Source organism: Pantoea sp. EKM21T, from assembly GCF_011800405.1.
Classification (GTDB): domain Bacteria; phylum Pseudomonadota; class Gammaproteobacteria; order Enterobacterales; family Enterobacteriaceae; genus Pantoea; species Pantoea agglomerans.
The window spans coordinates 202,068-214,713 of record NZ_JAALFV010000003.1; the positions used below are offsets into that span (position 1 = coordinate 202,068).

The following is a 12,646-nucleotide window of genomic DNA, read 5'->3' on the forward strand; positions in this document are numbered from 1 at the left end:
CTCCAGCGTTAGTGATTTATCCTGCCCGCCTGTTTCCGTAAAATCCTCACTGCGTGGCGGAGTAATTGACCTGGAAGCCCCATGAAAATCAGATTCCTTTCTGCCAATGAGCAAAAGCTGGCGGAGGTGCGCAAAATACTCGAACCTGTCGGGGTCGAAGTTCTGCCCATCGCCCGTCGCATCGAAGAAATTCAGACTGAAAACGAACTCGACCTGGTGCGCGACAAACTGACCAAAGCCTTTTCGCTGATTGGGCGACCGCTGTTTGTGGAGCATACCGGCCTCTATCTGGATGGCCTCAATGGCCTGCCCGCCGGTCTGACCCGCATCTTCTGGAACCGCCTGGACGCTGAGCGCTTTACCGCGCTGGTACAGGGGCTCGACAGCCAGGCCGTGACGGCCAAAACGGTGCTGGGCTACTGCGATGGCCGCAAAATGTACCAGTTTTCGGGTGAACTGCGCGGCACTATCGCCGCGAAACCTGCCGGAACGCGCGGCTTTCAGTGGGACTGCGTCTTTATTCCCGAAGGCTATGAGCAGACGTTTGCTGAAATGGGCGAACTCAAGAATGAGATCTCGATGCGGCGCATCGCGCTGGATCGCTTCGCCACCTTTTTAAAAACCTCGCGGGGCATGGCATGAAACCTGAACTCAAACGCGCCTATGATTCCGGCAAACTGATTCTGTTTGCCGGTGCCGGTATTTCGCGCAATTTTGGCCTGCCCGAGTGGCATGAACTGATTGCGCATCTTGCTAATGAGCTGGGTTACGATCCAAAAATCTTCAATACCTATGGCACGCACCTGTCGCTGGCGGAGTATTACAAACAGAAAAAAGGTTCGCTTGGCCCGCTGCGCAGCTGGATGGATCGCGAATGGCATCGCCCCGATATTGATGTCCGCTCTTCTGAAATTCATACCATGATTACCCAGGGTAACTTTTCGCGTATCTACACCACCAATTACGATCGCTGGCTGGAAGCGGCGCATGAAGCGCACGGCGTACCCTATTATAAAGTGGCAAACGCCGCGGACCTGGTTTCTCTCACCGAAGATAAGCGTCACATCATCAAGCTGCACGGTGATTTTGATGATGACACCTCAATCGTGCTCGATGAGAGCAGCTATTTTGAACGCCTCTATTTTGATTCGCCGCTCGACATCAAACTGACTCACGATGTGATGGGCAACTCAGTGCTGTTTGTCGGCTACAGCATAAGTGATTTCAATATTCGCCTGCTGTTTTACCGTCTGACCAAGATGTGGGGCCGCACCGGGCTGGCAACCGCCCGGCCAAAATCGTACCTGTTCACTAACCGGAACAACCCGGTGGCCAAAGAGGTGCTGGGGCAGTGGGGGATTGAGGTGATCGTCTCGGAAGAGGACGATCCCCGTAAGGCATTGGCGATGTTTCTTGAAGAGCTGCTGGTGTAGCCGCCGGCCCTCGCGGCGGAGAATGCGTCAGGAAAAATGAAAAAAGCCTGTGCCAGGTTAAGGTTAGCCCGTGCACAACCGATAAACTCTATTCTCTGCTGGCAAAGCAGGATCGGCATGATATACTGTATGTATACACAGTACCTGAGGGCGAAAAGATGGCTGTTGAAACAAAATTTGTAGTAGTCAGAAAGGGTGAAGAGAAGATGACGTTTGCCAATAAGAAAGAGGCCGATGCCTACGACAAAATGCTCGATATGGCCGAAGCCTTCACCGACTGGCTGTTACAGCATCAACCTGCACTGGATGAATCTCAGGCAGAAACGCTGGGCCTGCTGATTGCAGAGCAAAAAGATGCGGTTCAGCATATTCTGCGCACCAGCAAACTGCCGGAAGCGGCAGCAGCACCCGTCTCTCAGCCAGAAGCTGTCTCAGACGATAGCGCGGATGAGCCGCAGGAAGAGCCTGCTGCAAAGAAAGTGCGCGCCGTTAAAGCCGCGTAATCTCAACAGCGCCGGAAGCGAACCTTCCGGCGTTGCTGTTTCTGAATAGCGGTTTGAGCTGTTCTCCTGCTAACTTTTTTACAGATAGTCTTCCTTCCACTCTTTTACCCTGCATAACGGGCTCTGACGCTCAACGGAACGATTTCACACGTTAAAAACTTTTCGTCCGATAAATCAAAATATTGTGATCAGTGACAAAAGCGTTCAAAGCGGTGTGTTTTTAATCGCTAAATGGCAGTTAATGAACGCTGCAGTCCATTAGTCGATTTTTCAGACGACCTTCCTCGCATGACTATCTTCCTCCCATAACGTGAGTTTCCATTCCACTGAGCGTCATACCCCTTTTGCTGCCCGGAACCGCACCCTGGGCTTTAATACTGGTCTCGTCCTGCGGGTATCGCCACACGCAGGATGCCTGGGTGACTGAACTCAACACGGTAGTCACTTTTTAAGTTAATAAGAGGATTTCGATCGCTGTCACGCTTTTTGCCCTGACAGATTGAGGTCACGACTAAAACTGATAGAGTTCCCGAACTGGATTGTTACTGCTTAGGCAGGCAAAACCTGACTTCTGGCCTCTGTCGGATGTCAGGTTTTTTTGTTTCTGGGGTTCCGATGAAAATCGCCAAAATTCTTAATAACAACGTGGTGATGGTTCAGGATGAGCAGGGACGCGAACAGGTCGTGATGGGGCGTGGACTGGCTTTCCAGAAGCGCATCGGTGACAGTCTCAACGCTGCGCACATTGAGAAGGTATTTGCGCTGCAAAGTGATCTGCTGGTACGTCGTCTGGAGGAGTTGTTACACCAGATCCCTCCAGAAGTGATGACCACCTGCGACCGCATTATTGATCTGGCAACACAACGTCTGGGGACATTGCAGGAGAGCTTGTATATCACGTTGACCGACCACTGCTACTTTGCCATTGAAAGGCAGAAAAAAGGTCTGGCAATTAAAAATGTGTTGCTATGGGATATCAAACGCCTCTACCCCAAAGAGTTCGAACTGGGTCAGGAGGCCAGGGCTATCATTTCACGTCGTCTGAATGTCGAACTGGCGGAGGATGAAGCCGGATTTATCGCGCTACATCTGGTGACGGCGCAGCTCAATAATGAAATGCCGGAAGTGATGCATGTCACCCGGGTTATGCAGGAGATTCTGCAACTGGTGAAGTATCAACTGCAGCTGGAGTACATCGAATCGTCGCTGAGTTACCAGCGTTTTGTCACTCATCTGAAGTTTTTTGCTCAGCGGATGCTGACGCGTACCGTGGTGGACGATGACGATGTATCGCTGCATACAGCAGTAAAAGATAACTATCCCAAAGCCTGGAAATGTGCGGTGAAAATCGCGCAGCATCTGCAACAAAGCTATCAGCGTGATCTGACCGCAGAAGAGATCATGTTTCTCGCCATTAACATCGAACGGGTGAGAAAAGAGGGGCAATAAGCTCCATAAACCGGATTGTTACTGCTTTACGCAGGCAAAACCTGAGCGCGGCCTCTGAAAGGAGGACGTTCTCAGGTTTTTTTCATTTTTGGCTCAGTTAACTGATGTCCGCAGGCATCGGTTGTAAGGAAATCGAGATGGAATATCACACGCTGGCACAAGATATCCTCAGCCATATTGGTGGCCGGGAGAACATCGTAAGTCTGGTTCATTGTGCCACCCGGTTACGCTTCAAACTGAAAGATAACCATAAAGCCGACGCTGAAGGACTGAAGAAAAATCCGGGCGTTATTATGGTCGTTGAAAGCGGCGGGCAGTTTCAGGTGGTGATTGGCAACCACGTTCATGATGTCTGGCAGGCAGTGCGTAGTGAAGCGGGCCTGGCTGATGAGCTTTCTGCAGCAACAGAAGGGGAAAAGACCGGGGGTAATGTTTTCAATCATCTGATCGACATTGTATCAGGCATTTTTACCCCGTTTATCGGCATTCTCGCCGCCTCCGGGATCCTAAAAGGTTTACTGGCGCTGGCCGTGGTCTGTGGCTGGCTTTCTGTTGAAAGTGGAACGTATAAAATCTGGTTTGCAGCCAGTGATGCCCTGTTTTTCTTCTTTCCTCTGGTGCTGGGCTACACCGCCGGGAAGAAATTTGGCGGCAATCCCTTTATTACCATGGTGATTGGTGGGGCGCTGACCCACCCGACGATGATTGCAGCTTTTAATGCCAGCCAGCAGTCAGGTGAAATGACGGACGCGTTTCTCGGCATCCCTGTAACCTGGTTTAATTACAGTGCGTCGGTTATCCCGATTATTCTCGCTGCCTGGGTAAGTTGCTGGCTGGAAAAACAGAGCAGCCGGCGACTTCCCGCCTCCATGAAAAACTTCTTTGCGCCACTGATCTGTCTGAGCGTCACCGTGCCGCTGACCTTCTTGGTGATTGGCCCACTGGCCACAGGCTTAAGTCAGATACTGGCGAACGGTTACCAGTGGATTTATGCGCTGGCACCCTGGCTGGCTGGTGCCGCCCTGGGCGCGTTGTGGCAGGTCTGTGTGATTTTTGGTTTGCACTGGGGACTGGTGCCACTGATGATCAACAATCTTGCCGTACTGGGGCATGACTCAATGCTGCCCATGCTGTTGCCTGCTGTCATGGGCCAGGTTGGCGCGGCGCTGGGGGTGTTTCTGCGCAGTCGGGATGCACGACAGAAGATGCTGGCGGGTTCATCCGTGACCGCAGGGATCTTTGGTATCACTGAACCGGCTGTCTATGGCGTTAATCTGCCGCTGCGCCGTCCCTTTATCTTTGGCTGCGTGGCGGGCGCTATTGGCGGTGCCATTGTCGGCCTCAGCAGCACCCACGTTTATTCATTTGGTTTTGCCAACATCTTTACCATCGCACAGATGATCCCACCTGGCGGTGTGGATTCCACGTTATGGGGCGGTATTGCCGGGACGCTACTCGCGCTGACACTGGGTTGCGGCATGACGCTGGTAGCGGGCATGCCCCGAAACACGGCGCCAGACGCAGCGCTCCCGATTACCCCTGGCGAAGATGACATTCTGTCACCGATGACGGGCACCGTTCTGGGGCTTGGTCAGATTCCCGATCCAACCTTCGCCAGTGGCCTGCTGGGACAGGGTGTGGCCATCATCCCTTCCGACAACAAAGTGATTGCGCCTTTTGCGGGTGAGGTGGCCTCCCTGTTTCAGACCCGACACGCCATAGGGCTGCTGAGTCACAGCGGGATTGAGCTGTTGATCCATGTGGGTATCGATACCGTCAGGCTCGACGGCAAACCTTTCACGGCACATGTAAAAGTGGGCGACGCGTTCAGGGCCGGCGATCTGCTGCTGGAGTTCGATCGTCAGGCCATTCTCGATGCCGGATATGACCTGGCAACACCGATCATTATCACTAACAGCGATGAGTATCCTGAGGTGATGACTGTTGCAGGGACCGCGGTCACTGCAGGTACGCCTTTACTCAGCGTCACTCGTCAATAAAAGGAGAACAGGATGAAAACTTTCCCGGATTCATTTTTATGGGGCGGTGCTGTTGCCGCTAATCAGGTTGAAGGCGCATGGCGGGAAGAGGGCAAAGGCCTCTCAACCTCTGACGTTCAGCCACAGGGAATTTTTGGCCCGGTATCGGAGCGCGTTGAGGGCAGCCAAAGCCTCAAAGACATCGCGATCGACTTTTACCACCGCTATCCGGACGATATCAGGCTGTTTGCAGAGATGGGGTTCAGCTGTCTGCGGGTTTCAATCGCATGGACGCGCATCTTTCCGAACGGTGACGAGCAACAACCTAACGAGGCCGGTCTGGCCTTTTATGACCGGTTATTCGATGAGCTTGCCGCACATCACATTACTCCACTTGTTACGTTGTCACATTATGAGATGCCCTGGCACCTGGTGAAGCAGTATGGTGGCTGGGGTAACCGTCAGGTGATTGGCTTCTTTGAGCATTATGCCCGCACGGTGTTTGCCCGCTACAGGAAGAAAGTCAGACTCTGGCTGACCTTTAACGAAATTAACATGTCGCTTCACGCGCCGATGACCGGTGTGGGTCTGCCGGAAACCAGCAGCAAAGCTGAGGTGTATCAGGCAATTCATCATCAACTGGTCGCCAGTGCGCTGGCGGTGAAAGCCTGCCGCGAGATTAACCCGGACGCCAGCATTGGCAATATGCTGCTGGGAGGGCTGGTCTATCCACTCAGTTGTAAGCCTGATGATGTGCTGGAAGCGCTGCAGGAGAACCGGAAATGGCAATTTTTTGGCGATGTTCAGTGCCGTGGTGTTTATCCGGGCTATATGTTGCGGTTCTTTCGCGAGAATAATATTCAGCTGGATATCACGGATGCCGATCGCCAGATACTCCAGTCAACCGTCGATTTTATCTCCTTCAGCTATTACATGTCCGGCTGCGTGACCGCCGATGAAGCACTGAATCAGCAGATGCGGGGTAACATTCTGAGCATGGTGCCAAATCCTCACCTGCAGAGTTCTGAATGGGGCTGGCAGATTGACCCGGTGGGCTTGCGGACCTTACTGAATCTGCTGTGGGATCGTTATCAGAAGCCGCTTTTTATTGTTGAGAACGGACTGGGCGCCAAAGACATACCGGATGCAACGGGCGTCGTGCAGGATGATTATCGCATCAGCTACCTCAACGATCATCTGGTTCAGGTGCGTGAGGCCATTGACGATGGCGTGGAGGTCATGGGTTATACCAGCTGGGGACCTATCGATCTTGTCAGCGCATCAAAAGCCGAATTGTCTAAGCGTTACGGTTTTATTTATGTTGACCGCGATGATACCGGGGAAGGTTCGCTGGCCCGCAGCCGGAAGAAAAGCTTTTACTGGTATAAAGAGGTCATTGCGACCAACGGGGCTTCACTTAAAGAGTAATTCCCGCACTCAGGAGTACATCACAACGATCGCGATGTACTCCCGGTTAGCAGTTAAAACAGCCCGGTTCAGGGCTTCTCGCGGGTGTTAACCTGATAGCGGGTACTCCTGCCTCCGCCTTCGAGCCGGTAAAGGCAGCCTTTTTCAACCAGATCGGCCAGATGACGGGTCGCGGTGGCTTTACTCACTTTGGCGACCTTCTGGTACTGACTGGCGCTGATCCCCAGTTCGAAACCCTGCTCGCCGCCATCCAGCAGCCGGTTCAGCACTTTCACCTGTTCCGGACTCAATCCCATCCCCTGATGCCGCAGCCAGAAACGCGCTTTCATCTGAGTGCGATCGATGACGTTCATCGCCTGTTGCAGACTCTCATCCAGGATATCAAGAAACCACACCAGCCAGTGGGTGATATCCAGGCCGCCTTTCTGCGTCTGCTCAAGGATGCGGTAATAACCGGCACGCTGCGTCAGAATGGCGGGTGACATGGCATAAAGCCGGATGCTCTGACTGTCGGCCTGCGCCAGCGCCAGATCGGTTAACGCACGCGTGATACGACCATTACCATCATCAAAAGGGTGCAGGGTGACAAACCAGAGGTGGCAGATGGCGGCGCGCAGCAACGGGTCCAGCATCACATCATGCTGACTGCTGTTGAACCACTCAATAAACTGCGCCAGCTGCGGCTCCAGTCCCTGTCGCGGCGGCGCTTCAAAATGCACCGTGGGACGATCGATGCGACCTGAGATGACCTGCATCGGCTCACTGCCGCGCAGCGTGCCGACGCTCAGGCGCTGCACCGTCCACTCATCGGCCGGGAAAAGCCAGCGATGCCACTGACAGAGACGCTCAGGCGCCAGCGGCTGGCTGCGGTTATTGATGGCATCGAGCATCATGGCAGCCAGGCCTTCTGAACGATCGGAGACCGGATAGGGCTGCTCTTCCGTCACGCCTAACCGACGCGCCAGCGATGAGCGGACCGATTGCACGTTGACCCGCTCCTCTTCAATCGCGGAAGAGGAGAGGATATTGCTGAGCAGTGTATCCAGCGTCTGGGTTTCACTGTCTGAATGCAGGCTGGCACGGCCCAGCAGCAATCCGCGCTGCTGCTGCAGATGGCGCAGGCGCGGTAACAGCACGGCGTCCTGCCACTGAAAATGGGGCCAGTCCGGCTGTTGCCAGATCCAGGTAACGCTCATAATCGGCTCACGCTAAGGGTGGATGAGCCGAATAAAGGAGGTTATTCGGCTCACAGAATGAGTCGATAATAGCGAATATTTGGCTCACAGGCCAACCCGGCTGAAGTGAAGGCAAAAAAAAGGACCCGAAGGTCCTGTTTGCTTAGCGGGAGAACTGCATAAAGGTGTCTGAATAGTAGTGAACGATCCAGGCGACATATGCCAGCCAGACAACCATCCCAACAGCTAATCCTGATTTACCGATCATTGTTCTATCTCCACTGCGATAAGGGGGCTACAGCAACTGTTGACATAAACTGACAGTAATGGCGGGCACCAGTATTGTTGCAGATCAAAAAAAGGCCGTTCATTCGCAGCGCGATAATCCCTTTGCGATCAACTTCCCGTAATCACGCGCTGTGAGACCCCCATCACGGCGGGGAAATGGCCATTAAAGTTCAAAAAAACGCCGCCGATAGATGATCTCAGGAGCACCATAACTACAAGGAGGTATTGAGCCAGGTAAATTTCAGGGGAAGCACTATGGTCAGTCAGTTAACACATAAGAAAAGAATGAGTACCCGTGCCCAGATGCTGATCATGGGTGGTTTAACGATAGTGCTGGGATTTACCGTGACGATTGGGGTTCTCAGCTGGCAATCCGGTAAAGAGCAGAAGGCGCTGGCCGAACAATATCTGCAGCAGATTGCGCAGAGCCGTGCCTTACAGGTACAGCAGGAATTGAGCCATGCACGTGATGTCGCGAGTCACCTTGGACAAAGTCTGATTGCCTTGCCCCACGCTGGTATTACCGATCGCAAAGCGGCCGATAAGGTGATGGAGTATGCGCTGCGTGCTAACCCTGACTATCTGTCGATGTCAGTGATATTTGAACAGAATGCGTTTGATGGCCGTGATGCCGAGTTCGCTTCACAGCCAGGTCAGGCACCGCAGGGCCGTTATGCCTTTTTTGTCGATCGTGACGCGTCAGGAAAATACGCGATGCATCCGCTGCTCTCCTATCTGACACCGGGTCAGGGCGATTACTATCTGATCCCGCAAAAATCACAAAAAGATACGCTCACCGAACCCTATAGCTATGCTTACAACGGCGTACCGACGTTGCTCACCTCCGTCGCCGCCGCGATTATCGATCAGGGCACCTTAAAGGCGATCGTTACCTCTGACATTTCACTGGCATCACTGCAACAGAAAGTGAATCAGATCAAACCCTGGCAGGGAAGCGGCTATGCGCTGCTGCTTTCTAACGGCGGGAATGTGGTCTCTTCGCCGGTGAAAGATGAAGCCGGGAAGCCCTGGAAAGGCGAAAAAGAGGGTTTTACGTCGAAAGTCGTCCAGCGATTTGATGCCGTGCTGGGTGAAGACGCTTTAGTCACCTGGCAGCCGGTGATGATAGGTAACAGCGACAAACCCTGGTATCTCGGCGTGGTGGCACCGGTCAGTCAGGTGATGGCCGCCTCAAACCGGCAGCTGATGTGGGCGGTGATCCTGATGGTCGTGAGCGTTCTGCTGGTCGGGACGGTGCTGGGCATGCTGTTCAGCCGTAAAGTGTTGCGTCCGATTGGCGGTGAGCCGGCTGAAGCGGCGCATATTGCGCTGGCCGTCGCTGATGGCAAGCTGGATAACGCGATTGTGGTGAAAAACGGCGATCGCAGCAGCCTCTTTTTCGCCCTGGATACCATGCAAAGCCAGCTCCGGCAGATTGTCGGGCAGATTAAAGATTCCAGTGAATCAGTACGCCAGGGAGCGGGCGAAATTGCCAGCGGCAACCTCAATCTGGCGTCACGCACCGAACAACAGGCCGCCGCGCTGGAGCAGACCGCAGCCAGCATGGAGCAGATCAGCGCCACGATTCGCCTGAATGCCGATAACGCGCAGCAGGCGACCAGCCTGACTGAAAACGCTACCCACATCGCCAGTCGTGGTGCCTCGCTGGTGGGTGAAGTGGTGCAGACCATGGCGCAGATCGATGACAGTTCGAAAAAGATCGGCGACATTACAACCATGATCAACAGCATTGCCTTCCAGACCAATATTCTGGCGCTGAACGCGGCGGTGGAGGCTGCACGTGCCGGTGAGCAGGGACGCGGTTTTGCGGTGGTGGCTTCTGAAGTGCGTAATCTGGCCCAGCGCAGCGCGAACGCGGTGAAAGAGATCGGCGCACTGATTGAAGAGTCGAGCGTGCGGGTCGAGAGCGGCGTCCGGCTGGTAAACGATGCCGGTAAAACCATGCAGGAGATGATGCAGGCGGTGAATTCGGTGCAGGGGATTATCGGTGAGATTGTTACAGCATCAAGCGAACAGGCGCGTGGCATCAGTCAGGTAACGATTGCCGTCAATGAAATGGATGGCGTCACCCAGCAGAACGCCGCGCTGGTGCAGCAGATGTCGGCTGCCGCCAGTTCGCTGGAGGATCAGGCGCAGCAGCTGTCACAGACGGTGGAGCAGTTTCATCTGGCGTAAGGAGGCGGCTCAGGGAGCATACGCCTTACGCAAAGACGCAAAAGCGCCATCCGTGGCGGCTCAACGCGGGCCATCCCTGGCCCGCGATGCTTTGCTACAGGCGTTTGCTCCCATCGCTTAAAGCGGTTTTGCCGCCTGCATTCAGTGCTGACTTCAGATTAATCACTGCTCCGTCAGCCGCATGCCGCTGCTGGCATCAAACAAGTGCATTTTATCCGGATTAACGGTCACCGGCAGCGTGCCGCCAGGCACGGCATCGCTGCGGCCGGTCAGTTGCATATGCAGCGGGAAACCCTGCCAGTTCAGATGTAGCAGGGTCGATTCGCCGGTGATCTCAACAATATTGACCGCCGCCGGTTGCCCGCTGGCATCAAAAATCAGATCGTGGGGTCGTACGCCAAGCGTGACCGGCTGATCGGCCTGCTGCTGTGCCGCACTGTGCCAGCGACGCGGCAACGGCAGCCACTGCTCGCCACAGCAGACGCCAGGCAGCCCATCGCGTGTCTGGAAACGGGCATCCAGCAGATTCATCGGCGGTGACCCGATAAACCGCGCCACGAAGGTGTTAACCGGGCGGTCATAAATCGCCAGCGGTGCACCCTGTTGCACAATGACCCCTTCTTTCATCACCACAATCTGATCCGCCAGCGTCATCGCCTCGACCTGATCGTGGGTAACATAGACCATGGTGGTTTTGAAACGCTGATGCAGCGACTTAATCTCGGCCCGCAGCTCCATGCGTAACTGCGCATCAAGATTAGAAAGCGGCTCATCAAACAGAAACACCTGCGGATTGCGCACCATGGCGCGCCCCATCGCCACGCGCTGCCGCTGTCCACCCGACAACGCTCTTGGATAACGCTGCAGCAGCTGATCGATGCCGAGAATGCCGGCAATGCGGGCGATTTTGCTTTTTTGCTCCTCGCGCTTCACCTTTTTCACCTGCATGTGAAACGCCAGATTCTCCGCGACGGTGAGATGCGGATAGAGCGCATAGCTCTGAAACACCATGGCGATATCCCGGTCAGCAGGATCGAGATCGTTAATCTGTTTTTTATCCAGCATGATCGCCCCGTCAGAGACGGTATCCAGACCGGCAAGCAGCCGCAGCAGGGTTGATTTGCCGCAGCCGGAGGGGCCGACCAGCACAGTGAAACTGCCATCAGGAATGGTTAAATCCAGCGGGTGAAGCACGCTCTGTTTACCGTAGCGCTTCGCCACCTGTACAAGTTCAACACTGGCCATGGTCAGCGCACCTCATTTGATAGTTGGAGTTGTTGCCAGCTGGGATAGCGGCGCGGAGAGCTGCTTATCGCCTGTGATGCCACTTCAATGCCCCAGCGCAGCGCCGTGTGCGATGGCTGGTGATAGAGCAGTGCAGTAAGAAAACCGGCATTAAAACTGTCACCGGCTCCAATGGTATCTACCACCGTTACCGGCTGGGCAGCAGCATACTGCACAGAGGCGGCAGACCAGAGACGTGCGCCCTCTGCGCCACACTTAATCACACAGCCGCCGCGACCACTGAGCCGGGCTGCCAGCTGTTTACCGCTTTCATCCAGCAGTTCTGCGCCCGATAAGCCCAGCGCTTCCACCTCATTCAGCAGCAGCCAGTCACAGTCCGCTAACCAGTTGCCAATCTGTAAGCGAAGCGCATCGCTCCAGCCCGCAGGCGGCCAGCCGGTATCCACGGCGACACAGAAGCCACGCTGTTGCAGCGCGGCCAGCAGTGCCGGGTAGTGATCATAGAGTTCCAGACAGAGAAAGGTGCCGCACAGCAGTACGATGTCGCCCGACGTCGCCTGCGACGGCAACTGGGCCAGCACATCGTCCGCGGTCAGCACGGTAATATGGCCGTGATTGCTGAGAAACGAGCGTTCGTTATCGGGATGGGTCACGCCTACCGTCAGCGAGGTTTCACAGGCATAGCGCGGCCAGTATGCAGCGCTATGAGGAAAGTGACTGGCGAGCCAGTGACTGAAGCCATCGTCGCCCTGATTGGCAATGGCCCGATGCGGCACCTGCATCGCCTCCAGCGCCAGCGCACAGTTACCTGCGGACCCACCGGGACGTAACTCGCTGTGCTGCAGCATCACTTCCGTGCCGCGCTGCGGCCAGTCGCTGAGCGTACTCATGATTAAATCAACATTTATATTGCCCACCACATAGAGGGTGGGCGTGAGGGTAGTGACCAT

General features: G+C 54.9%; 10 protein-coding genes. 7 read left to right on the top strand and 3 right to left on the bottom strand.

Translation table 11 applies throughout. The annotated features are described in order from the left end of the window. Nucleotides 1-81: 81 nt before the first annotated feature. The 6 genes from HFD87_RS07270 to HFD87_RS07295 all read left to right on the top strand — a co-directional run bounded on the left by HFD87_RS07270 (nucleotide 82) and on the right by HFD87_RS07295 (nucleotide 6,792). The gene (locus HFD87_RS07270) at nucleotides 82-642 is read left to right on the top strand and encodes a non-canonical purine NTP pyrophosphatase (RefSeq protein ID WP_010247077.1); all 561 of its coding nucleotides are present in this window, start codon (nucleotides 82-84) and stop codon (nucleotides 640-642) included. After that, nucleotides 639-1,433: an SIR2 family protein gene (locus HFD87_RS07275; protein ID WP_010247078.1), complete on the top strand. Its 795-nt coding sequence runs from the start codon at nucleotides 639-641 to the stop codon at nucleotides 1,431-1,433. Before HFD87_RS07270 ends, HFD87_RS07275 begins: the two co-directional genes overlap by 4 nt. 158 nt (nucleotides 1,434-1,591) lie before the next feature. Then, nucleotides 1,592-1,936 (top strand): YebG family protein, encoded by a 345-nt coding sequence (locus tag HFD87_RS07280; RefSeq protein WP_022624344.1) that lies wholly within the window; start codon nucleotides 1,592-1,594, stop codon nucleotides 1,934-1,936. Nucleotides 1,937-2,551: 615 nt separating this feature from the next. Then, nucleotides 2,552-3,385: a BglG family transcription antiterminator LicT gene (gene licT / locus HFD87_RS07285; protein ID WP_010247080.1), complete on the top strand. Its 834-nt coding sequence runs from the start codon at nucleotides 2,552-2,554 to the stop codon at nucleotides 3,383-3,385. A gap of 137 nt (nucleotides 3,386-3,522) precedes the next feature. Then, on the top strand, nucleotides 3,523-5,385 hold the full coding sequence (gene bglF, locus HFD87_RS07290; protein WP_167423166.1) for a PTS beta-glucoside transporter subunit IIABC: 1,863 nt from the start codon (nucleotides 3,523-3,525) through the stop codon (nucleotides 5,383-5,385). 12 nt (nucleotides 5,386-5,397) lie between these two features. Next, a complete protein-coding gene (locus tag HFD87_RS07295) occupies nucleotides 5,398-6,792 on the top strand; it encodes a glycoside hydrolase family 1 protein (protein ID WP_137241102.1) in 1,395 nt (464 codons plus the stop codon). A 68-nt stretch (nucleotides 6,793-6,860) separates the two neighbouring features. Here HFD87_RS07295 and HFD87_RS07300 read toward each other — a convergent pair whose 3' ends face one another. Continuing rightward, on the bottom strand, nucleotides 6,861-7,988 hold the full coding sequence (locus HFD87_RS07300) for a Fic family protein (protein ID WP_167423167.1): 1,128 nt from the start codon (nucleotides 7,986-7,988) through the stop codon (nucleotides 6,861-6,863). Nucleotides 7,989-8,510: 522 nt separating this feature from the next. Here HFD87_RS07300 and HFD87_RS07305 point away from each other — a divergent pair. Continuing rightward, nucleotides 8,511-10,451, top strand: coding sequence for a methyl-accepting chemotaxis protein (locus HFD87_RS07305; RefSeq protein ID WP_167423168.1), 1,941 nt, complete (start codon nucleotides 8,511-8,513; stop codon nucleotides 10,449-10,451). Nucleotides 10,452-10,613: 162 nt separating this feature from the next. Here HFD87_RS07305 and HFD87_RS07310 read toward each other — a convergent pair whose 3' ends face one another. Beyond that, complete coding sequence (locus HFD87_RS07310) at nucleotides 10,614-11,696, bottom strand: ABC transporter ATP-binding protein (protein WP_033760468.1); 1,083 nt, start codon at nucleotides 11,694-11,696, stop codon at nucleotides 10,614-10,616. Nucleotides 11,697-11,698: 2 nt separating this feature from the next. After that, entirely contained in the window at nucleotides 11,699-12,646 is a 948-nt protein-coding gene (locus HFD87_RS07315; protein ID WP_064690787.1) for a carbohydrate kinase family protein, read from the bottom strand.

What these genes read in the sequence shown, in the direction of transcription:
- HFD87_RS07270 (WP_010247077.1), top strand. Translation starts at nt 82, where the DNA reads ATGAAAATCAGATTCCTTTCTGCCAATGAGCAAAAGCTGGCGGAGGTG.
- HFD87_RS07275 (WP_010247078.1), top strand. Translation starts at nt 639, where the DNA reads ATGAAACCTGAACTCAAACGCGCCTATGATTCCGGCAAACTGATTCTG.
- HFD87_RS07280 (WP_022624344.1), top strand. Translation starts at nt 1,592, where the DNA reads ATGGCTGTTGAAACAAAATTTGTAGTAGTCAGAAAGGGTGAAGAGAAG.
- licT (WP_010247080.1), top strand. Translation starts at nt 2,552, where the DNA reads ATGAAAATCGCCAAAATTCTTAATAACAACGTGGTGATGGTTCAGGAT.
- bglF (WP_167423166.1), top strand. Translation starts at nt 3,523, where the DNA reads ATGGAATATCACACGCTGGCACAAGATATCCTCAGCCATATTGGTGGC.
- HFD87_RS07295 (WP_137241102.1), top strand. Translation starts at nt 5,398, where the DNA reads ATGAAAACTTTCCCGGATTCATTTTTATGGGGCGGTGCTGTTGCCGCT.
- HFD87_RS07300 (WP_167423167.1), bottom strand. Translation starts at nt 7,988, where the DNA reads ATGAGCGTTACCTGGATCTGGCAACAGCCGGACTGGCCCCATTTTCAG.
- HFD87_RS07305 (WP_167423168.1), top strand. Translation starts at nt 8,511, where the DNA reads ATGGTCAGTCAGTTAACACATAAGAAAAGAATGAGTACCCGTGCCCAG.
- HFD87_RS07310 (WP_033760468.1), bottom strand. Translation starts at nt 11,696, where the DNA reads ATGGCCAGTGTTGAACTTGTACAGGTGGCGAAGCGCTACGGTAAACAG.
- HFD87_RS07315 (WP_064690787.1), bottom strand. Translation starts at nt 12,646, where the DNA reads ATGGTCACTACCCTCACGCCCACCCTCTATGTGGTGGGCAATATAAAT.